At 75.1% G+C, this 21,581-nt stretch carries 18 protein-coding genes; 12 read left to right on the forward strand and 6 right to left on the reverse strand.

The features are described from left to right. Nucleotides 1-24: 24 nt before the first annotated feature. A complete protein-coding gene (locus HK417_RS12035; protein WP_222266698.1) occupies nucleotides 25-1,104 on the forward strand; it encodes an inositol-3-phosphate synthase in 1,080 nt (359 codons plus the stop codon). 105 nt (nucleotides 1,105-1,209) lie between these two features. Then, the gene (locus tag HK417_RS12040; RefSeq protein ID WP_222266700.1) at nucleotides 1,210-2,004 is read left to right on the forward strand and encodes a hypothetical protein; all 795 of its coding nucleotides are present in this window, start codon (nucleotides 1,210-1,212) and stop codon (nucleotides 2,002-2,004) included. Between the two features lie 116 nt (nucleotides 2,005-2,120). Here HK417_RS12040 and HK417_RS12045 read toward each other — a convergent pair whose 3' ends face one another. Beyond that, nucleotides 2,121-2,792 carry a YqgE/AlgH family protein gene (locus HK417_RS12045; protein WP_222266702.1) on the reverse strand — a complete coding sequence of 224 codons (672 nt, stop codon included), beginning with the start codon at nucleotides 2,790-2,792 and terminating at the stop codon, nucleotides 2,121-2,123. 147 nt (nucleotides 2,793-2,939) lie between these two features. On the opposite strand from HK417_RS12045, the gene HK417_RS12050 reads away from it, so the two are divergent. Beyond that, nucleotides 2,940-4,355, forward strand: coding sequence for an MFS transporter (locus HK417_RS12050; protein ID WP_308123535.1), 1,416 nt, complete (start codon nucleotides 2,940-2,942; stop codon nucleotides 4,353-4,355). Here HK417_RS12050 and HK417_RS12055 read toward each other — a convergent pair. Continuing rightward, entirely contained in the window at nucleotides 4,330-5,814 is a 1,485-nt protein-coding gene (locus HK417_RS12055; protein WP_308123536.1) for a CCA tRNA nucleotidyltransferase, read from the reverse strand. The genes HK417_RS12050 and HK417_RS12055 overlap by 26 nt on opposite strands. A gap of 108 nt (nucleotides 5,815-5,922) precedes the next feature. On the opposite strand from HK417_RS12055, the gene HK417_RS12060 reads away from it, so the two are divergent. The 9 genes from HK417_RS12060 (at nucleotide 5,923) to HK417_RS12100 (ending at nucleotide 17,857) form a co-directional block, all read left to right on the forward strand. Beyond that, nucleotides 5,923-6,396, forward strand: a complete 474-nt coding sequence (locus HK417_RS12060; RefSeq protein ID WP_222266704.1) for an NUDIX hydrolase — start codon at nucleotides 5,923-5,925, stop codon at nucleotides 6,394-6,396. After that, a complete protein-coding gene (locus tag HK417_RS12065; RefSeq protein ID WP_261326468.1) occupies nucleotides 6,396-8,756 on the forward strand; it encodes a DUF6049 family protein in 2,361 nt (786 codons plus the stop codon). Before HK417_RS12060 ends, HK417_RS12065 begins: the two co-directional genes overlap by 1 nt. Beyond that, nucleotides 8,753-10,795: a murein biosynthesis integral membrane protein MurJ gene (murJ, locus tag HK417_RS12070; protein WP_222266708.1), complete on the forward strand. Its 2,043-nt coding sequence runs from the start codon at nucleotides 8,753-8,755 to the stop codon at nucleotides 10,793-10,795. Before HK417_RS12065 ends, murJ begins: the two co-directional genes overlap by 4 nt. A gap of 64 nt (nucleotides 10,796-10,859) precedes the next feature. Beyond that, the gene (locus HK417_RS12075; protein ID WP_222266710.1) at nucleotides 10,860-12,467 is read left to right on the forward strand and encodes a hypothetical protein; all 1,608 of its coding nucleotides are present in this window, start codon (nucleotides 10,860-10,862) and stop codon (nucleotides 12,465-12,467) included. Between the two features lie 76 nt (nucleotides 12,468-12,543). Further along, nucleotides 12,544-13,563 (forward strand): thioredoxin-disulfide reductase, encoded by a 1,020-nt coding sequence (gene trxB, locus HK417_RS12080; RefSeq protein WP_222266712.1) that lies wholly within the window; start codon nucleotides 12,544-12,546, stop codon nucleotides 13,561-13,563. A gap of 98 nt (nucleotides 13,564-13,661) precedes the next feature. Beyond that, complete coding sequence (gene trxA / locus HK417_RS12085; RefSeq protein WP_222266714.1) at nucleotides 13,662-13,988, forward strand: thioredoxin; 327 nt, start codon at nucleotides 13,662-13,664, stop codon at nucleotides 13,986-13,988. Between the two features lie 220 nt (nucleotides 13,989-14,208). Beyond that, nucleotides 14,209-15,330 (forward strand): N-acetylmuramoyl-L-alanine amidase, encoded by a 1,122-nt coding sequence (locus tag HK417_RS12090; RefSeq protein WP_222266716.1) that lies wholly within the window; start codon nucleotides 14,209-14,211, stop codon nucleotides 15,328-15,330. Nucleotides 15,331-15,357: 27 nt separating this feature from the next. Further along, nucleotides 15,358-16,806, forward strand: a complete 1,449-nt coding sequence (locus tag HK417_RS12095; protein WP_308123537.1) for an aminotransferase-like domain-containing protein — start codon at nucleotides 15,358-15,360, stop codon at nucleotides 16,804-16,806. Between the two features lie 55 nt (nucleotides 16,807-16,861). Next, on the forward strand, nucleotides 16,862-17,857 hold the full coding sequence (locus HK417_RS12100; RefSeq protein WP_222266718.1) for a D-alanine--D-alanine ligase family protein: 996 nt from the start codon (nucleotides 16,862-16,864) through the stop codon (nucleotides 17,855-17,857). 96 nt (nucleotides 17,858-17,953) lie between these two features. Here the strand turns inward: HK417_RS12100 and HK417_RS12105 are convergent, their stop codons facing one another. From HK417_RS12105 to HK417_RS12120, 4 genes are read right to left on the reverse strand one after another with little or no spacing between them, the layout of a single operon-like run. Further along, nucleotides 17,954-18,994 (reverse strand): ParB/RepB/Spo0J family partition protein, encoded by a 1,041-nt coding sequence (locus HK417_RS12105; protein ID WP_222266720.1) that lies wholly within the window; start codon nucleotides 18,992-18,994, stop codon nucleotides 17,954-17,956. A 46-nt stretch (nucleotides 18,995-19,040) separates the two neighbouring features. Continuing rightward, complete coding sequence (locus HK417_RS12110; RefSeq protein ID WP_222266722.1) at nucleotides 19,041-20,105, reverse strand: ParA family protein; 1,065 nt, start codon at nucleotides 20,103-20,105, stop codon at nucleotides 19,041-19,043. Between the two features lie 60 nt (nucleotides 20,106-20,165). Further along, nucleotides 20,166-20,864 (reverse strand): 16S rRNA (guanine(527)-N(7))-methyltransferase RsmG, encoded by a 699-nt coding sequence (rsmG, locus tag HK417_RS12115; protein WP_222266725.1) that lies wholly within the window; start codon nucleotides 20,862-20,864, stop codon nucleotides 20,166-20,168. Continuing rightward, nucleotides 20,861-21,517, reverse strand: a complete 657-nt coding sequence (locus tag HK417_RS12120; RefSeq protein ID WP_261326432.1) for a Jag family protein — start codon at nucleotides 21,515-21,517, stop codon at nucleotides 20,861-20,863. Before HK417_RS12120 ends, rsmG begins: the two co-directional genes overlap by 4 nt. Nucleotides 21,518-21,581: the final 64 nt, after the last annotated feature.

The raw sequence follows: 21,581 nt of genomic DNA on the forward strand, positions 1-21,581 counted from the left end.
AGAACGAGAGTGAGGAGCACTGCCATGAGTTCGGTTCGTGTGGCGATCGTCGGGGTGGGGAACTGCGCCTCCTCCCTGGTGCAGGGGGTGCACTACTACCGGGATGCGGACGAGTCGCAGCCCGTCCCCGGTCTGATGCACGTCCGGTTCGGTGACTACCACGTCTCCGACATCCGGTTCGTCGCCGCGTTCGACGTGGACGCCAAGAAGGTCGGCCGCGACCTGTCCGAGGCCATCGTCGCCAGCGAGAACAACACCATCACCATCACCGACGTCCCCCCGCTCGGGATCACCGTGCAGCGCGGGGTCACCCTCGACGGCCTGGGCAGGTACTACCGGGAGACCATCGAGGAATCCGACGAACAGCCCGTCGACGTCGTCGCCGCGCTGCGCGCCTCCCGCGCCGACGTGCTCGTCTGCTACCTCCCCGTCGGCTCCCAGCAGGCCGCCGAGTTCTACGCCCAGGCCGCCCTCGACGCCGGCGTCGCCTTCGTCAACGCCCTGCCGGTCTTCATCGCCGGCACCCCCGCATGGGCCGCCAAGTTCACCGCCGCCGGCATCCCCATCGTCGGCGACGACATCAAGAGCCAGGTCGGCGCCACCATCACCCACCGCGTGCTGGCCAAGCTCTTCGAAGACCGCGGCGTCCAGCTCGACCGCACCATGCAGCTCAACGTCGGCGGCAACATGGACTTCAAGAACATGCTCGAGCGCGAACGCCTGGAGTCCAAGAAGATCTCCAAGACCCAGTCGGTCACCAGCCAGGTCGACCGCGACATGGGCACCGGCAACGTGCACATCGGACCCTCGGACCACGTGCCCTGGCTGTCGGACCGCAAGTGGGCCTACGTCCGCCTCGAGGGCCGCGCCTTCGGCGACGTGCCGCTGAGCCTGGAGTACAAGCTCGAGGTCTGGGACTCCCCCAACTCCGCCGGGATCATCATCGACGCCGTCCGCGCCGCCAAGATCGCCCTCGACCGCGGCATCGGCGGACCGATCCTGTCCGCCTCCTCGTATTTCATGAAGAGCCCGCCCGTCCAGTACGACGACAGCACCGCCCGCGACGCCGTCGAGGCCTTCATCCGAGGAGACATCGAGCGGTAATCGAAGGGCGGTCCTCACAGCTGACGGCCCGTGCCCCTCGGGGGTGCACGGGCCGTCGCCGTTCCCCGGCCAGCAGCCCGCGAGCGGGCTCCTAGGGTTGCCCCCATGCCCCTGCGCCGCCCGCTGCCCCTCCTCCACCTGGTGCGACTCGCCGCACTCGGCCTCGTCCTCGCGCTGCTGGCCGGGTGCGGCGGGGACGACGAGCCGGCGCGGGTTCCGGGCGCGCCGATCACCGAGGCGGAGGCCGACGTCCTCGCGCAGGTGCTCTACCGCAACCACCAGGAGGGCGGCGCGGACTTCGTCGTCACCGCGCCCTTCGCCGAGGGCGCGCTGCTCACCCTCACCGGGGAGGTCGACTTCGCCCGCGGCACCGGCCGGGCGCAGGCGGTGACCAGCTACCCGGAGGAGGGCCGGCCCGACGACGTCCGCACCCTGTTCTTCACCCCCGACGACGTCTGGTTCGGCGACGTCCCCGGCCTCGCCGAGGCGCTGACCGGCGCCGGGCTGCCCGCGGCCGCATACGTGCGGCGGCCGATCACCACGGTGACCCCGGGCGGCACGGCCTCGCTGGTCGACGTGCTGGTGCAACTGGTGCCCGCGCTCTCGGCCCGGCAGCCCGACGACCCGCGGTCGTTCCTCGAGCGGGACTACACCTGGCAGGGCACTCAGTCGGTGGACGGGCAGCTGGCCTCAGTGTTTCAGAGCGGCTCGGGCGCCCGCACCTCGGTCGCCGCGGACAGCCGGCTGCTGGTGCAGTACGTCACCCGGCTCAGCGACCAGGAGTTCGACGTCACGGTGACCCTCTCCGACCACGGGGCCCGGGACATCGCGCTGCCCGCCGACACCGACACGGTGGACGCGACCGTGCACCCGGAGATCGCCGGTGCGCTCGGCCTGTGAGAACAGCACGAGAGGGGGCGGCCTCTTCCCCAGGCCGCCCCCTCTCGCACGTCCTTCTTACCAGAGCAGGGCACCCGCGCGGGAGGTGACACGCCGGGACACGCCGCCGGCGCCGCTCAGTTGGCGGACGGGTCCGCCGGGGCGGTGGACAGCACGCCGAGGCGCCCGGTCTGGCGGCGGAGCACCGCGTGCCACAGCTCGGGCCCGGCGGCCCCGGTCAGCACGTCGCCGGGCAGGCCGTCCACGCACGCCCAGGAGCCCTGGACGACCTCCATACCCAGCTGTCCGGGCGACCAGCCGGCGTACCCGGCGAACACCCGCAGCCCGGTGATCTCCCCGACCAGCGGCTCGGGGTCGCTGTCCAGGTCGACCAGGTGGACGGCGCCGCAGACCGGCCGCAGCCCGGAGTCCTCCGGCAGCGGACCGGTGCCCCGGCGGGTGGCCAGGCAGAGCGCGGTGTCCGTCTCGCAGGGACCGCCGACGTGGAAGACCCCCGGCTCGACCGCGAGGTCCGACCAGCCCGGCAGGACGTCGCCGATGCGAACCTCGCTCGGCCGGCCCAGCACGACACCGATCGTGCCGGTGGTGGAGTGGTCGAGGACGTAGACGACCGAGCCGGCGAACGTCGGGTCGGTCAGCGCAGGCAGGGCCACCAGGAGCGCGCCGGGACGGACGTCGTCCAGGGTGCCGACGGACAGCTGGGGAGCGGCCTTCCGCCGACGGCGACCCGCGGCCGGGGAGGCGGCGGGGCGACGCTCGGGATCGGAGGACGACGGCACCGGGTTCATCGCCTCCAGTGTGCAACAGGGAACCGCGGCGGCGGCGGCCCAGCGCTCCGACGGACCGCCGAGAACCGGAGTGTCCCCCGGCGTGTCGTCGCCCCGCGGCGGGGTCCCACCGGCCCGGTGGCGCACCCGATGCGGGGACGTAGTGTGGTGAGGGTGCAGCAGGCGCCCACCACCGTGCGGCACCTGCTGGCCCGGAGCGACTTCCGCCGGCTGCTCGCCACCCGGCTCACCAGCCAGTTCGGGGACGGCGTCTTCCAGGCCGCGCTGGCCGGCACGGTGCTGTTCAACCCCCAGCGGGCGGCCGACCCGATCGACGTCGCCGCCGGGTTCGCCGTGCTGCTCCTGCCGTACTCGCTCGTGGGCCCGTTCGCCGGCGTGTGGCTGGACCGCTGGAGCCGCCGGCAGGTGCTGCTGGTGGCGAACCTGGTGCGCGCGGTCCTGGTCGTGCTGGTCGGCGGGCTCGTCCTCGCCGGGGTCCAGGGGGCCGGCTTCTACGTCGCCGGGCTCGCCGTCGTCTCGGTCAACCGCTTCGTCCTCTCCGCGCTGAGCGCCGGGCTGCCGCACGTCACCGACCAGGCCTCGCTGGTGTCGGCCAACGCGCTGTCGACGACGTCCGGGGCCATCGCCTCGGTCGTCGGCGGGGGAGCGGCGATCGGGGTCACCGCGCTGGGCGGCTCGGGGAACGGCGGGTACGCGGCGCTGGCCGTCGCCGCGGCGCTGCCGTACGTGACGTCGTCCGCCGTCGTCTCCGGCTTCCCGCGTCCGTACCTCGGGCCCGACCACCTCACCCGGGCGGCCCGGGTCAGCGCGCGCGACGTGCTGCACGGGATGCTCGCCGGCGCCCGGCACGTGTTGCAGCACGCGCCCGCCGCCTCGGCGCTGGGGGTGATGAGCGTGCACCGGGTGTTCTACGGGCTGCTCACGCTGATGGCCCTGCTGCTGTACCGGAACACGTTCACCGGGCAGGGCGGACGGTTCTTCCCCGGCGGGCTGACCGGCCTGGGCGAGGTGCTGGCGCTCGGCGCCGCGGGAACCCTGCTCGCCGCGGCGGTGACCCCGTGGGCGGTGCGGCGGATCGGCAAGGCCTGGTGGATCACCGCGATGCTGGCCGTCGGCGGCGTCGGGCAGCTGGCGCTGGGCAGCCTGTTCACCCCGTGGTCGATCGTGCTGGCCGGCTTCGCGCTCGGGTTCGTCGCCCAGGCGGTGAAGATCTGCGTCGACACCACCCTGCAGGAGTCGGTGGACGACGACTTCCGCGGCCGGGTGTTCTCCGTCTACGACACCCTCTTCAACGTCACCTTCGTGGCCGCGCTGCTGGCCGCCGCGTTCTGGCTGCCCCCGTCGGGCCGCAGCCTCCCGGCGCTGGTCGTGGTCGGCGTCGGCTACCTGCTGACCGCGGCGGTGTTCACCCGCTGGTGCCTGCGGCGCCAGCGCCGGACCAGCGACGTGCTGCACCCGGCCGAGGTGCTCCACCCCGGCACCCACCCGCCGCCGGCCGGCGGCGCGGGCCGCCGGCAGGGCGAGCAGCGGCCGGCGGCTACGAGCGAGCGCGCCACCAGCTGAGCAGTTCCGCCTCGGCCTGCTCCGGGTCGAGCGGTCCCCGCTCCAGCCGCAGCTCCTTGAGGAAGCGCCAGGCCTCCCCGACCTCCGGGCCGGGCTCGATGCCGAGCAGCTCCATGATCCGGTTGCCGTCCAGGTCGGGCCGGATCCGGGCGAGGTCCTCCGCGGCGGCGAGCTCGGCCACCCGCTGCTCCAGCGAGTCGTAGGTGGCCGCCAGCGCCGCCGCCCGCTTGCGGTTGCGGGTCGTGCAGTCCGAGCGCACCAGCTTGTGCAGCCGGGGGAGCAGGTCACCGGCGTCGGTGACGTACCGGCGCACCGCGGAGTCGGTCCACTCGCCGCGGCCGTAGCCGTGGAAGCGCAGGTGCAGGAAGGTCAGCCGGGAGACCGCCTCGACGACGTCCTTGGGGTACTTCAGCGCGGTCAGCCGCTTGCGGACCAGCTTGGCGCCGACCACCTCGTGGTGGTGGAAGGAGACCCGGCCGCGCGGCTCGTGCCGGCGGGTGGCCGGCTTCCCGATGTCGTGCAGCAGCGCCGCGAGCCGGAGCACGAGGTCCGGCGACCCGGCGTCCGGGTCCGCCTCCTCCAGGGCGATCGCCTGCTCGAGCACGGTGAGCGAGTGGGCGTAGACGTCCTTGTGCTGGTGGTGCTCGTCGATCTCCATCCGCAGCGCGGAGAGCTCCGGCAGCACCACGTCGGCCAGGCCGGTGGACACGAACAGGTCCAGCGCGTCCCGCGGGGAGTCGTTGAGGAGGGTGCGGGAGAACTCGTGCTGCACCCGCTCGGCGGTGATCCGGCCGAGCTGGGGCGCCAGCGAGGTCATCGCCTCGACGACCTCCGGGTCGGGGGTCACCCCGAGCTGGGCCACGAAGCGGACCGCGCGCAGCATCCGCAGCGGGTCGTCGGCGAAGGAGTCGGCGGCGGCACCCGGCGTCCGCAACCGCTTGGCCAGCAGGTCGCCCAGCCCACCGAACGGGTCGGTCACCGTGCGGTCGGGGCCGAGGGAGACCGCCATCGCGTTCACCGTGAAGTCCCGCCGGGCGAGGTCGTCGACCAGGGAGTCCCCCCAGGCGACCTCCGGGTTGCGCGACTCGCGGTCGTACCGGTCGGCGCGGAAGGTGGTGATCTCCAGCCGGGTGCCGCGCACCTCGGCGCCCACGGTGCCGAACTGGATGCCGGTGTTCCACGTGGAACTGGCCCAGCCGCGGAGCAGCCGCAGGGTCTCCTCCGGCCGCGCGTCGGTGGTGACGTCGAGGTCGCCCGGCGGCAGCGGGGTCGCGGAGCCGGCAGCGAGCAGCGCGTCCCGGACCGACCCGCCGACCAGGTGCACCTCGAACCCGGCGGCGGCGAACCGCTCACCGAGCTCCCGCAGCACGGGGGAGACCTCGACCAGCGCGCGCACCGTCGCCTGGACCGCCGGCGGCACGGGGGAGGCGGGCGGGCGGATCGGGGGGTCAGCGGACACGACGGTCGAGGGTAGTGCGGTCCCCGGACCCGGCCCGCTTCCGCGCCTGCTCCGGGAGATCGCGCGATGCTCCCGGAGCAGGCGCCGGACGCGCGCTACCCTCCTGACATGGCTGGGACGGGCGGGCGACAGCGCCCCGGCCGCCGGCTGCGACGGGTCGACGAGACCTCCGCCGGGGGTCTCGTGGTGGCGGACGACGCCGCCGGGCCCCGCGCGGCCCTCATCGGCCGCACCGACCGCCGCGGCCGGCTCCTCTGGTCGCTGCCCAAGGGGCACATCGAGGAGGGTGAGACCCCCGAGGACACCGCCGTCCGCGAGGTCGCCGAGGAGACCGGGATCATCGGCGCGGTCGTCGCGCCGCTGGGGATCATCGATTTCTGGTTCGTCGCCGACGGGCGCCGGGTGCACAAGACCGTGCACCACTTCCTCCTCCGCGCGGTGGGTGGCGCCCTCTCCGACGCCGACGTCGAGGTGACCGAGGTCGCCTGGGTCCCCCTGGACGAACTGGGCGACCGGCTGGCGTACGCCGACGAGCGCGCGTTGGTCGAGCGCGCACCGGCCCTGCTGGCCGACAGCGCGTGATGCGGCGAGCCGCCGGGTGCGCCGGCGGCCGCGGACGCACCCGGGCCACCCTGCTGGTGGGCCTGGCGGGAGCGGTGACCGGTCTGCTCCCACCGGTCCCGGCGCTGGCCGCGCCCGGCGCCACGGGTCCTGCGGACGCCGACGCCACCGGCCCGGTGGAGGTCACGGTCGGCCGGCTGGAGCCGCGGACGGTCACCCCCGGCGCGACCATCGAGGTCAGCGGCACGATGGTCAACCGCTCCGACGAGACCTACACCGGGCTCTCGGTCCGGCTGCAGCGCGGCGAGGTGCTCGCGGACCGGCCCGCGCTCGACGACGAGGTCGCCGATCCGGGCGAGACGACGTCGGTCACCGGGCCGTTCCTCGACGTCCCCGGCGACCTGGAGCCCGGCGACTCGCTCAGCTTCACCTACACGACCACCGCCGAGGCGCTGAAGCTGACCGCGGAAGGCGTCTACCCCGTGCTGGTCAACGTCAACGGCATCCCGGACGGGGGCTCGGCCGAACGGGTGGGCGAGCTGGCCACCTGGCTGGTCGCCCAGCCGGCGGCGCCGGTCGAGCGCACCACCGTGGCCTGGCTCTGGCCGCTGACCGACCGCCCGCATCGGAACGCGACCGGCGCGTTCGCCGACGACGAGCTGGCCGCGGAGGTCGCCCCCGGCGGGCGGCTGGACCGCGCGGTCGCCGTCCTCGAGCAGCTGCCCCGGGTGCCCGGCCCGGCGCCGGAGGCCACGCTCCCCGCGGTGGCGGTCACCGTCGCCGTCGACCCGGCGCTGCTCGAGGAGCTCTCGGTGATGGCCGCCGGCCCCTACCTCGTGGGCGAGGAGGAGGGCACCGGCACCGCCGACGCCGCCGACCTGCTCGAGCGCCTGCGCGCGGTCACCGCCGACCTGCCCGTCGTGGCGCTGCCCTACGCCGACGTGGACGCCGACGCCCTGGTGGCCGTCGGCCGGTCCGCGGTGGTCACCCGCACCCTCCCCGGGACGCCGGAGGGCACCGCTCGGCAGCCGGTCGACGACGACGGGACGGCCGACGCCGCGCCCGGCGACCCCGCGGCCGGGGCCGGCGGCGAGAGCGGGACCACGGACGGCGCCGTCCCGCCGGGCGAGGCGGAGGCCGAGCCGACCACGGGCGCCGGCGCCGCGGTGGTCACCGACGTCCTCGGCGTCGAGCCCCGCACCGACCTCGCCTGGCCGGCCGGCGGCTCCGTCCAGGCCGCCACCCTCGACGTGCTGCAGTCCGGCGGCGCGCGGACGGTGGTGCTCTCCTCCGACGGCCTGACCGACGGCGACGCGGCGGTCGGCGCCGACGGCGACCCCGCCGCCGCGCGCGGCGGCTCCCTCGACACCGCCGCCGGCCCGGTGGCCACCCTGGTCGCCGACAGCCGGATGGGCAGCGCGGTCGCCGACGCCACCGGGTCGCGGACCGGCGGCCGGCTGGCGGAGCAGCGCTACCTGGCCGAGCTCGCCGCCCTCACCACCCAGCTGGACGGCGCCCAGCCGCAGACGGTGCTGGTCGCGCCGCCCCGGGTGGTCGACCCCGATCCGGACACCGCCGCCGCGATGATCGCCGACACGCTGCAGCAGCCGTGGCTGGCCCCGGCCTCGGTGGAGCAGCTGGCCGCCGGGCCGGAGGTGGACGCCGGGGAGCTGGCCGCCCGCCAGTCCGCGTCCCCGCTGCCGGCGGAGGGGGTCGAGGCGGTCGCCCAGAGCGCCGCCGTCCGCGACGACTTCGCCGGCGCGGTCACCGGCGACCCGGCGACGGTGCTCGCCGGGTACGACGCCGCGATCGCCCGGGCGTCGTCCGCCGAGTGGCGCGGCCACGAGGAGGGGTTCGCGGCGGCCACCACCGACCTGCGGGACACCCTGGGCCGGCTCCGCGACCAGGTGACCCTGCTCGCCCCGGTGAACGGCACCTACAGCCTCGCCTCGGGCGACGCGCCCCTGGTGCTCACGGTGCGCAACGACCTGCCCTTCGCCGTCGACGTCCGGTTGGCGCTGGAGGCCCGCGGCAAGGTCGGGCTGACCACCGAGGACATCGGCGTGCGGACGCTCGAGCCGCTGTCCCGCACCACCCTGCAGGTGCCCGCGCACGTCCAGCAGTCCGGCGGCTTCGCGGTCACCGCGCGGCTGACCACCCCGGACGGCGGCCCGCTCGGCGAGACGGTGCAGATGCAGGTGAAGAGCACCGCCTACGGGACGCTCACCCTGGCGATCACCATCGGCGCGGCGGCGCTGCTCGCGCTGCTGTTCCTCCGCCGCGGCGTGCGGTTCCTGCTCCGTCGCCGGCGCGCCGCGGCCGCCGAGGAGCTCCCGGTCGACGGCGTCGCCGGCGTCCCGCCGACCCGGAGCCCGGTGTGAGCGGCCCGGGCAGGAGCGCGGACACCGGCGCGGGACCGGACACCGGCACGGGGCCGGGCGCGGACGACGGCGCTCCCCGCCGACGCCCCCGGTCGCCCACCCCGCTGCCACCGGTCCCGTACAAGGACCCGCCCCCGGCAGCCGGGCAGCCCGGTGCCTCGTCGGCCCGGCCGGGTCTCCCGCGGTACCCGGCGACCGGCGGCGCCCCGATGCCCCCGCTGCCCGGCGGTCCGCTGCGCCCGGTGCCGCCGTCCGCGGACGCCGCCCTCCGCCGCGCCCCCCTGCCGCCGGTGCCCCCGTCCCGGGTGCGCCGCTTCGTGCCGGGACCCGACGACACCCAGCTGATCCCGGTGCTGCCGCCGGTCCCGCAGGACGACCAGGAGACGGCGGAGGACGGCCGGCCCCGCACGGAGGCGCCCGGCGGCAGCCGGGGGATCCTGCGGGCCGCGGGCACCATGGCCGTCGCCACGGCGGTCAGCCGGCTCACCGGGCTGCTGCGCACCGTGGTGATCGCCGCCGCGCTGGGCGTCGGCCTGGTCAACGACGCCTACAACACGGCGAACACGCTGCCCAACCTCGTGTACGAGCTGCTGCTGGGCGGGGTGCTCTCCTCGGTGGTCGTGCCGCTGCTCGTCCAGGCGCAGGAGCGGGACCGGGACGGCGGGGTCGGCTACGCCCAGCGGCTGATCACGCTGGCCACCGCCGGGCTGGCGGCGATGACCGCGGTCGCGGTGCTCGCCGCGCCGCTGCTGACCCGGCTGTCGGGCATCAGCGGGGACCCCGACCAGGTCGCGCTGGCCAACTGGCTGGCCCGGCTGCTGCTGGTCGAGATCGTCTTCTACGGCATCGGTGCCCTGGCCACCGCCGTCCTCAACTCCCGCGGCGTCTTCGGCGCCCCGGCTTGGGCCCCGGTGCTGAACAACGTGGTGGTCATCGCGACCGGCCTGCTGTTCATCGCCGCCAGCGGTCCCGGCGACCTGACCCCGGTGACCATCACCAGCGGCCAGGTCTGGCTGCTGGGCATCGGCACGACGCTGGGGATCGCGGTGCAGGCACTGGTGCTGCTGCCGCTGCTCGGCCGCGCCGGCGTGCCGCTGCGCCCGCGCTGGGGGCTGCGCGGCACCGGGCTGGGCGAGGTCGGCTCGCTGGGCCTGTGGGTCGTCGGCTACGCGGCGATCAGCCAGGTCGGCGTCATCGTCGCGCTGCGGGTGGCGAACGCCGCGGGGCGGGACGACGCCCTGGGCTCCAGCGCCTTCGCGATCGCCAGCCTGCTGTTCCAGATGCCCTACGGGATCATCGGCGTCGCGCTGCTGACCGCCCTCCTGCCGCGGATGAGCCGCGCGGCGGCCCGGCACGACACGCCCGGCGTCGTCGCCGATCTGACACTGGGCACCCGGCTGTCGGCGACCGGGCTGCTCCCGGTCACCGCGCTGCTCGTCGTCCTCGGTCCAGCGCTGGCCACCGTCGCGCTGGCCCGGGGCAACACCAGCACCGAGGACGCCCGGGGGATCGGTCTCGCGCTCGCCGTCGGCGCGTTCGGCCTGCTGCCGATGGCGATGACGCTGCTGCAGCTGCGGGTGTTCTACGCGATGAAGGACGCCCGGACGCCGACGCTGATCCAGCTGGTCATGGTGGCCGTCCGGACCCCGCTGCTGCTGCTGGTCCCGGTCGTGGTCGCCGACCAGCACGTGGTGGCCGGCCTGATGGTCGTCACGAGCACGACCTACGTGGTCGGCTGGGTGGCCGGGAGCATCGCGTTGTCCCGGGTGCTCGGGGTGCGGGGGAACGGCGCGGCGATCGGCACCGTGGTGCGGATGGCGGCCGTGTCCCTCGTCGCCGGGGCGCTGGGCTGGGGGGCCACCGCGGCCACGGAGAGAGTCGTGGGCGACTCCCTGCCGGGCTCGCTCGCGACCGTCGTCCTCGGTACCGTGGTCATCGGCGTCGCGGTGCTCGCGGGTGCCGTGGTGGCCGGCGTCCCGGAGGTCCGGGGGGCGTGGGCCGGCGTCCGGGCGCGGCTCGGTCGATCACGGTCCTCGTGACCCGCGGTGACCGTCCCGGGGACGCCGTCCCCGGGCTGAGCGACCAGGGAGGTCGGCTGCGGCTGTGACGTCGACGACCACCGGTCTGCCCGACCGCTACCGCCCACTCGACCAGGTGGCCCCCGACGAGCAGACGCCCACCGGCGTCATCCGCTCCTGGCGGGCCCGGGACCGCGTGCTGAACCGGGACGTCGCGCTGCGGGTGCACACCCCCGGCGGCCCGGCCGCCCGTGAGTGGATCACCCGCGCCCTCACCGCCGGCGGTCTGGCCACCCCGTCGCTGGCGATGGTCTACGACGCCGCGGAGGGCACCGGGGGCTCCGGCCCCGGGGGTGCCGCCTACGTCGTCAACGAGTGGATCGAGGGCACCCGGCTCTCCGACCACCTGGCCGCCGAGGGGCCGCTGCCCGAGCGGGAGGCGCGCGCGGTGGTCCGCCGGCTGGCGGAGGGCGTCGCCGAGGCGCACCGGGTCGGCCTGGCCGTCGGCGGGCTGACCCCGGACCACGTCGTGCTGCGCCCGGGCGGCCTGGTCGGCCTGCTGTCCGTGCCCGCGGCCAGCGGCACCATCCAGGGGGACATCGCGGCGCTGGGCGCCCTGCTGGAGCTGTGCCTCACCGGCCGGCGCTCCGACCTCCCGGGCAGCACGCCCCCGGTCATCGGCTCGCCCGACCTCGCGGCGCTGGTGCGCCGGGCCCGGTCGACCGACCCGGCCACCGGGCTGTCCAGTGCGAACACCATGGTCCGGCTGCTGGCCGAACGACCGCGCACCGGCCCGCAGGAGCCCGCGCGCACCGAGGGCGCCACGGACAACGGCTGGGTCCGCCGGATGCAGGACCGCCGGGACGCGGCCGGGTCCGCCGGGCCGTCCACCGTCGAGCCGGTGCGGCTGCGCCGCGAGGGCCTGCCGCCCGTGCCCGGCGCGCCACGGACCGCCGGGCCGGCGCCGGCCGACCAGGACGACCTCGACTGGGGCGAGACCTTCAGCGCCGACGGCGAGCACGCCGCGGGCGAGGAGCCGGCGCCGAGCACCGCCCGCCGTCGGCTCGCCGTCGTCGGGCTGCCGCTGCTCGCGCTCGCGCTGGTGGTGGCGATCGGCTGGTGGTTCGGCAGCAGCGTCCTCTCCGTCGCCGGGAACGTCGACGAGGTCGACGGCTCGACGCCCAGCGTCAGCGCGCCCTCCACCGGCGCGCCCGCGAGCAGCAGCCCGCCCGCGCCGGTGCCCGGAGCGGCGCTGCCGATCGCCGGAGCGGCGATCTACAACCCGTTCGGTGACGGCGAGCCGGAGAACGACGACGACGTCCCGGCCACCGTCGACGGCAACCCTGCCACCGGCTGGTCCACCGTGACCTACCGGGGGTCGGCCGCGTTCGGCAACCTCAAGCCCGGGGTCGGCGTCCTGCTGGACCTCGGTGGCGAGCAGACGCTGGCCGGTGTGACGGTGCAGACGTCGACGCCCGGCGCGACCGTCGAGATCCGCACCGGCGCCGGCCCGTCCGACGCCCTCGACGCCTTCCCGGTCTCCGCGTCCGGCGCGCTCACCGGCCGGGACGACCTGACCTTCACCGCCCCGGTGACCACGGGGTACGTGCTCGTGTGGGTCACCGGCCTGGTGCCCGCGGACGACGGGTTCGTCGCCGACCTCACCGAGCTCACCGTCACCGCCGCGGGCTGACCCGGTCGGGTCTCCCGCCGGTCGGCACCCGGGTGGTGCCCTGCCGGGCGGGAATGCCCGCCCTAGGCTTTCGGTTGTGCCGCCCGTGACGAACGACCAGCCCACCCCCGGTCCCGCGGTCTCCATCGACCCGGCGCACCCCGCCATCCCCCCGGCGGAGCACGACGGGATCCGCGACCTCATCATCATCGGGTCCGGCCCGGCCGGTTACACCGCCGCCATCTACGCCGCCCGCGCGAACCTGCACCCGCTGGTGTTCGAGGGCTCGCAGTTCGGCGGCGCGCTGATGACGACCACCGAGGTCGAGAACTTCCCCGGGTTCCCCGAGGGCATCCAGGGCCCGCAGCTGATGGACGACATGCGCACCCAGGCCGAGCGCTTCGGCGCCGAGCTGGTGCCGGCCGACGTCACCGAGGTCGACCTCACCGCCGAGCCCAAGATCGTCAAGGTTGGCTCCGAGGTGCACCGGGCGCACGCGGTGATCGTGGCGACCGGCTCCAAGTACCGGTACCTGGGCTTGGACAACGAGCAGCGGCTGCTCGGCCACGGCGTCTCGGCCTGCGCCACCTGCGACGGCTTCTTCTTCCGCGACCAGGACATCGTGGTCGTCGGCGGCGGCGACTCGGCGATGGAGGAGGCCACCTTCCTCACCCGCTTCGCCAAGACGGTGACCGTGGTGCACCGGCGCAACGAGCTGCGGGCGTCCAAGATCATGCAGCAGCGTGCGCAGGACAACCCGAAGATCCGCTGGGCACTGGGCAAGCAGCTCACCGACGTGTACGGGGAGAACGCCGTCTCCGCGGTCGAGCTGACCGACGTCGAGACCGGCGCCCCCGAGACCCTGCCGGTCACCGGCGTGTTCATCGCCATCGGGCACGACCCGCGCAGCGAGATGTTCGCGGGCCAGCTGAAGCTCGACGACGAGGGGTACGTCCTGGCCGAGCACCCGACCACGCAGACCAACATCCCGGGTGTCTTCGCCTGCGGCGACGTCGTCGACAAGATCTACCGGCAGGCGATCACCTCCGCCGGGACCGGCGCCGCCGCCGCGATCGACGCGGAGCGCTGGCTCGCCGAGACCTTCGACGAGCGCTAGGAGGACCTCCTCCCCTCACCCCTCGCACGCTCGGGGTGAGCCTCTGGCCGAGGCCTCACAGACCTAGATCCATCCATCCCACAGAAGGAGCAGCACCCATGGCAGGCAACACCGTGACCGTCACCGACGCCAGCTTCGCCAGCGACGTCCTGGGCAGCGACAAGCCCGTGCTGGTGGACTTCTGGGCCGAGTGGTGCGGCCCGTGCAAGATGGTCGCCCCGGTGCTGGAGGAGATCGCCGCCGAGCACAAGGACAAGCTGACGATCGCCAAGCTCAACATCGACGAGAACCCGCAGATCGCCCGCGACTACCAGGTCATGTCGATCCCGACGATGACGGTGTTCCAGGGCGGCAAGCCGGTCAAGAGCATCATCGGCGCCAAGCCCAAGGGCGCCATCCTCTCGGACCTCGCCGACTACCTGTGAGCTGACGGCCGGCGGCCCGCACCGGTGCCGCCGGCCCTGTCGCAGAACGCGCGACGTCCTCGGCGAGACCCGCCCGTCCCCGGACCGGCGGGTCTCGTCGTGTCCGCGCCCGGCCCCGGTGCGCGCGGACCGGGGCGGACCGGCCACAATCGTCACCGGCACCCGGGGCCTCCCGGCACCCGCCCGACCCGTCCCGACCACCAGGAGCGACGACAACCGCATGGACGTCCTGCGACTCGGCAGCACCGGCCCCGCCGTGGCCGAGGTGCAGGCGGTGCTCCGCACCCTCGGCCTGCTGGGCGGCGACGCGGGCGACACCGCCACCGCGTCCTACGACGAGGCCACCGAGCTCGCCGTCCGCCACTTCCAGCAGGTCCGCGGGCTCTCGGTCGACGGCCGCGTCGGTGACGAGACCTACCGGGCGCTGCACGAGGCCCGCTGGTCGCTCGGCGACCGGCTGCTGCGCTACGACCCCGAGCACCCGGCCCGCGGCGACGACGTCGGCCGGCTGCAGGAGCTCCTCCTCGAGCTCGGCTACGACGCCGGCCGGGCCGACGGCATCCTCGGCCCCGAGACGGAGGCCGGGCTGCGCGCCTTCCAGCGCGACTACGGCCTGACCGCCGACGGCACCTGCGGGCCGGCCACCCTGCGGGCGCTCAAGCAGCTCGGCCGGCGGGTCACCGGCGGACGTCCCCAGCTGCTGCGGCAGAGCGCGTCGATGGTGGAGTCCGGCTCGCACCTCATCGGCCGGGTCATCGCCGTCGACCCCGGGCACGGCGGCCCGGACACCGGGTACACCGCGGGGGAGACCACCGAGGCCGACCTCGTGTTCGACCTGGCCTCCCGGATCGAGGGCCGGCTGGCCGCCGCGGGGGCCACCGTCTACCTCACCCACGGCCGGGACGGGAACCCCACCGCGGCGGAGCGGACGGCGTTCGCCAACGAGACGCGAGCCGACCTGTTCCTCTCGCTGCACATGGAGGCGCACGGGTCCGCGCACGCCCGCGGGGTGGCCAGCTACTACTACGGCACCGGTTCCGGGGCCAGCTCCACGGTGGGCGAACAGTTCGCCAACCTGGTCCGCCGCGAGGTCATCGCGCGCACCGGCATGCTCGACTGCGGCTCGCACCCCAAGACCTGGGACATCCTCCGGATGACCCGGATGCCCGCCGTCCGGATCGACTGCGGGTACCTCTCCCACCCGGTCGACCGGCTGCTGCTGCTCGACGCCCGACTGCGCAGCACCGTCGCGCAGGCCGTCGTGGCCGCCGTCCAGCGGCTGTTCCTGCCCGCCGAGGCCGACCCGCCCACCGGCACCTTCCTGCTGCCCGCGCGGAGCTGACGCAGGACCCGGCATAGACTGCGACGGGTGACCCCTCCTGTGCCCGACCCGTCGGTCGGAACCGGTCAGGCCGGGGCGCACTCCGCCGGTGCGTCCCCGCACGTCCACCCCCGCCATCCGCGGCTGGACCCGCTGGCGGACCGGTACGCAGCACGCACCCACGGGATGAAAAGCTCGGAGATCCGGGCGCTGTTCTCCGTGGTCAGCCGGCCCGAGGTGGTCTCGCTCGCCGGCGGCATGCCCGCGGTGACCGCGCTGCCCCTCGACGCGGTCGGCTCGATGATCGGCGACCTGGTGTCCGGGATGGGTGCCCAGACCCTGCAGTACGGGTCCGGCCAGGGCGACCCCCGGCTGCGCGAGCGGATCTGCGACGTGATGGCCTTGGAGGGCATCACCGACGCCTCGCCGAGCGAGGTCGTCGTCACCGTCGGCTCCCAGCAGGGCCTGGACCTGGTGACCCGGGTCTTCTGCGACCCGGGCGACGTCATCCTGGCGGAGGGTCCCTCCTACGTCGGCGCGCTGGGCGTCTTCCAGGCCGCGCAGGCGCGCGTCCGGCACGTCCCGATGGACGACGACGGCCTGGTGCCCGAGGCGCTGGAGCAGGCGCTGGTGGAGTGCCGGGCCCGCGGGGACCGGGTCAAGTTCCTCTACACGGTGCCCAACTACCACAACCCCGGCGGCGTGACCCTCAGCGAGCCCCGCCGCGAGCAGATCATGGCGATCGCCGAGCGGTTCGACCTGCTCATCGTCGAGGACAACCCCTACGGCCTGCTCGGCTTCGACCGCGAGCCGATGCGCGCCCTGCGCGCCCGGGACGACCAGCGGGTCATCTACCTCGGCTCGTTCTCCAAGACCTTCTCCCCGGGGCTGCGGGTCGGCTGGGTGCTCGCCCCGCTCGCCGTCCGCGAGAAGCTGGTGCTGGCCACCGAGGCGCAGGTGCTCTGCCCGCCGTCGCTGACCCAGTACGCCGTCGCCCGCTACCTGGACACCCAGCCGTGGCGCGAGCAGATCAAGATCTTCACCGAGCTGTACCGCGAGCGGCGCGACGCGACCCTGGAGTCGCTGGCCGCGCTGATGCCCCCGGGCACCACCTGGACCCGGCCGGACGGCGGCTTCTACGTGTGGCTCAAGCTCCCCGCCGGGCTGGACGCCAAGCTGATGCAGCCGCGCGCCGTCGCCGCGCACGTGGCCTACGTGCCGGGCATCGGCTTCTACGCCGACGGCTCGGGCCGCGAGTACATGCGGCTGTCCTACTGCTTCCCGGAGCCGCACCGGATCCGTGAGGGCGTGCGCCGCCTGGCCCGGGTGATCGAGGCCGAGCTGGACCTGCACTCCACCTTCGACGGGGTCGACACCGGGTCCTTCCGGGCCGTTCCCGCGTCCCCGTCCGGCCCGCCGCGCGTGGTCGAGCCCGAGGGCTCCGGCCCGTTCATCGGCCCCGCCAACTCCGACCGGAACGAGGACCGCCAGCCATGAGCCGACCCCACGACGACGCTCCGCCGGCGCTCCCCGCGTCCGCGGGGACCCCGGCATGAGCGAGCCGGCCGCCGCACCGACCTCGATGCCCACCGCCGACCGCCATCCGCTGCGCACCCTCGTGCTCGCCGGCGGCCTCACCTTCGAGCGCGAGGTCAGCCTCTCCTCCGGCAGCCAGGTGGTGGAGGCGCTCACCCGCGCTGGCATCGACGCCGAGCTGCACGACGCCGACGCGGAGCTGCTCCCCGGCCTGTCCGCGGCGCCGGTGGACGCGGTGTTCATCGCCCTGCACGGGGCCACCGGCGAGGACGGCGCGCTGCGCGCCGTGCTCGACCTGGCCGGTGTGCCGTACGTGGGTTCCCCGGCCGCCGCCTGCCGGCTGGCCTGGGACAAGCCCGCGGCCAAGTCGGTGGTCCGCTCCGCCGGGGTGGCGACGCCGGACTGGGTCGCCCTGCCGCACAGCACCTTCCGGGAGCTCGGGGCCGGCGCCGTCCTGGACCTGATCGTCGCCCGGCTGGGGCTGCCGCTGATGGTGAAGCCGGCGTCGGGCGGCTCGTCGCTGGGCGTGCAGAAGGTCAGCCGGGTCGAGGACCTGCCGGCGACCATGGTGAGCTGCTTCGCCTACGGGGACACCGTGATGGTGGAGCGGTTCGTCGAGGGTGTCGAGCTGGCGCTGTCGGTGGTCGACCTGGGTGACGGGCCGGTCGCGCTGCCCGCGGTGGAGATCGCCCCGGAGTCCGGCGTCTTCGACTACACCTCGCGCTACACCCCGGGGCTCACCGAGTACCACGCCCCGGCCCGGGTACCCGAGGACGTCGCCGAGCGCGCCGCCGCGGTCGCGCTGCGGGCCCACGAGGCGCTGGGGCTGGCCGACCTGTCGCGGACCGACGCGATCGTGGGGCCGGACGGCGAGGTGCACTTCCTGGAGGTCAACGTCTCCCCGGGCCTGACCGAGACGTCGATGTTCCCGATGGCCGTCGAGGCGGCGGGGTACCGGCTCGGCGACGTCCTCGGCACGCTGCTCACCCGCCGGGCCGGCACCGCCCGCTAGCCGAGACCGGTTTCGTCACAGCACATACCAGACGGTGGCCCCGCTGCAGGGGCCCGCGGCGAGCTCGCGAGCCGTGGGGGGCAGCGGGGTCCTTCCTCAGTCGTGGGCGCTGCGACCCGTGATGTCGGGGGCCATCATGCCGACGATGCGCTGCAGGTCGTCGACCGAGCCGAACTCGACGACGATCCGCCCCTTCGCCCGGCCGATCTGCACCTTGACCTTGGTCTCGAAGACGTCCGACAACCGGCCGGCGAGGTCCTCGACGCCCGGTGCGGAGATCTTGCGGGCCTGCCGGCGCGCGGCCGTCGGGGAGTCGGCCACGGCGAGCGCGACCGCCTCCTCGGTGGCGCGCACGGACATGCCCTCGGCGACGATCCGGGTGGCCAGGGCGTCCTGCGCCTCGGCGTCCGGGAGCCCGAGCAGTGCCCGGGCGTGCCCGGCGGAGAGCACGCCGGCGGCCACCCGGGTCTGCACCTTCACCGGGAGCTTGAGCAGCCGGATGGTGTTGGTGACCTGCGAGCGGCTGCGGCCGATCTTGCCGGCGAGCTCCTCGTGGGTGGCGCCGAACTCCTCGAGCAGCTGCTGGTAGGCCGCGGCCTCCTCCAGGGGGTTCAGCTGGACGCGGTGGATGTTCTCCAGCAGGGCGTCCCGCAGCATCGCGTCGTCGGTGGTGTCCCGGACGATCGCCGGCACCGTGTCGAGGTCGGCGGCCTTGGCCGCCCGCAGCCGCCGCTCGCCCATGATGAGCTCGTAGCCGCCGTCCGGGGCCTCCCGGACCACGATCGGCTGGAGCAGGCCGAACTCGCGCACCGAGTAGGTGAGCTCCTCCAGCGCCTCGTCGTCGAAGACCTGCCGGGGCTGCTTCGGGTTCGGCAGGACGTCGGTGACCCGCACCTCGCGCAGCTGCGCCCCGGGGACCCGGGCGACCTCCTCGACGGCCGGCACCGCGGCCCGCGCCGCGGCGCGCTCGGCGAGCGAGGTCGGGGCCGGGGGAGCCGCGCCGGTCTGCTCGACCGCGGCGGCGCCTGCCGCCTCGGCGGCCTCCGCGGCCCGCGCCGCGGGCGTGGCCGTCGGCACCGGTGCGCTGGTGGGGATGAGAGCCGCCAGGCCCCGGCCGAGTCCGCCGCGCTTCGTCACAGATCCTCCTGGGAGGGGATGGGGTCAGGGGGGCACACCGGGGCGGTCACGGGGTGTGCCGGCGCGGAGCGGGGGGAACGGACTCACCGAGCACCAGCGCGGCGACCGGCGGTGGAGGGGGCGGTGGAGCCGCCGTCGGCACCGGGGGCGGGGCCACCGTCGCCGGCGCAGCCGGCGCCAGGGCCACCCCGCGGTGGGCCAGTTCCTTGGCCGCCTCGACGTAGGCGGTCGCGCCCCGCGACCCGGGGTCGTAGGTGAGCACCGACTGGCCGTAGCCCGGCGCCTCGCTCACCCGGACGTTGCGCGGGATGACCGCGGCGAGCACGAGCTCCCCGAAGTGGTTGCGGACCTCGTCGGCGACCTGGTCGGCCAGCTTGGTCCGACCGTCGTACATGGTGAGCAGGATGGTGCTCACCGAGATGCCCGGGTTCAGGTGCGCGCGGACCAGGTCGATGTTGGAGAGCAGCTGCCCCAGCCCCTCGAGCGCGTAGTACTCGCACTGGATGGGGATGAGCACCTCGTCCCCGGCGACGAGCGCGTTGAGGGTGAGCAGCCCCAGGGACGGCGGGCAGTCGATGAGCACGTAGTGCGGGCGCTGCTCGACCGGGACCTCGTGCAGGAACGCCTCGATCGAGCGGCGCAGCCGGTGCTCCCGGGCGACCACGGAGACCAGTTCGATCTCCGCGCCGGCCAGGTCGATGGTCGCCGGCACGCAGGTCAGCAGCGGGCTGGCCGTCGTCGGGTGGGTGACCTCGGCCAGCGTCGCGTCACTGACCAGCGCGTCGTAGATGGACGGCGTCCCGACGGTGTGCTCGACACCGAGCGCGGTGCTCGTGTTCCCCTGCGGGTCGAGGTCGATGACCAGCGTCCGCAGTCCGTACATCGCCAGCGCCACGCCCAGGTTGACCGTCGAGGTCGTCTTGCCGACGCCACCCTTCTGGTTGGCCACGGTGATGACCCGGATCCGCCCCGGTGCGGGGAACGGCTCCTGGTCGGCCGCGTGCAGCACCCGGGTGGCACGCATCGCCTCCATGGCGATCGGGCTGTCGAACTCACCGACTCCCTGGTCGGCGGCGAGGTTGCTGCGCAACCGCTCGCCGGGGTCCGTCATCGGTGCGTCCTCCTCGCCACCGTGTTCCACGTGGAACGGCGGTCGTGTTCCACGTGGAACTCAGCTCTGCGCGGGCGGCCGGGGAGTGCCGCCCCGCGTCATCAGCACCACGGTAGTGGCTGCCTCGCCCAGCCCGACACCGACAGCCCGTGTGTGGATCTCCCGCATGCCCGCGGCCTCGAGCTCGGGGACGAGTGACGGCACCTCCTCCGCCGCCCGGGAGCCGACGAGGGCGATCAGCTGGGCGCCGGGCCGCAGCAGCCCCCGGCACCAGCCGACCAGCCGGGGGAGCGGCGCGACCGCCCGGGCGGTGACCACGTCGACCGGCCCCACCACGCGGACGACGGCGCGCTCCTCGGCCCGGCCGCGGACGACCCGCCACGGGACGCCGAGGTCCGCGACGACCTCCTGGAGGAACTCCACCCGCCGCGCCATGGGCTCGACCAGGGTGAGCGTCAGGTCGGGCCGGGCCAGTCCGAGCGGAACCCCGGGCAGGCCGGCACCACTGCCGACGTCGACCACGCGGGCACCCTCGGGGACCGCCTCGGCCAGCGCGGCGCTGTTGAGCACGTGCCGCTCCCACAGCCGCGGCACCTCGCGCGGGCCGATCAGCCCGCGGGTGACGCCGTCCCCGGCGAGCTTGGCGACGTAGCGGGCGGCCGCAGGCGTGGCCGCCCCGAAGATCCGCTCCGCAGCCTCGGGAATTTCCGAGACCGATGGGTCTCCGAAGTCGTCCGGGGCGCCGTCCGGGCCGGTCACGCGTCGGGCAGGACCACGACGCGCCGGTTCGGCTCCTCGCCCTCCGACTCGCTGCGCACGCCGGCCGCCGCGGCGACGACGTCGTGCACGACCTTGCGCTCGAACGGGTTCATCGGGGCCAGCCGCTCGGGCTGCCCGCTCGTCGCGACCCGCTCGGCGGCCTCGGCCGCGAGGGCGGTGAGATCGGCCCGGCGCTTGGCGCGGTACCCGCCGATGTCGAGCATCAGCCGGCTCCGGACGCCGGTGGACTGGGCCACCGCGAGCCGGGTCAGCTCCTGCAGCGCCTCCAGCGTGGCGCCGTCCGGGCCGATGAGCGTCTTCAGCTGACCGCCGACCACGGCGACCGACGCCCGGTCGCCCTCGACGTCCAGGTCGATGTCCCCGTCGACGTCGAGGATGTCCAGCAGCCGCTCGAGGTAGTCGCCGGCCACGTCGCCCTCGCGCACGAGCAGGCTCTCGCCGTCCTCGGGCTCCGCGGCCGCGTCCTCGTCCTCGTCCTCGTCCTCGAGGTCGTCGACCGGCTCGATCACCGCGTCGGCGGAGGCTGCGTCGGCATCCGGGAGGGCTGGGTTGCCCGACCCGCCGGTCTGCGGGAGCACCGCGTCGGAGGTCGCCTCGGCGGTCGCAACGGTGTCGTTCTCGGGTGCACTCATGTGATCCTCCGTGTCGTGCAGGCGGCCGGGCGAACCCGGTGGTCGGAGGGCGGGGCACCGCGCG

This window comes from Modestobacter marinus, assembly GCF_019799945.1.
Taxonomy (GTDB): Bacteria; Actinomycetota; Actinomycetes; order Mycobacteriales; family Geodermatophilaceae; genus Modestobacter; species Modestobacter marinus_B.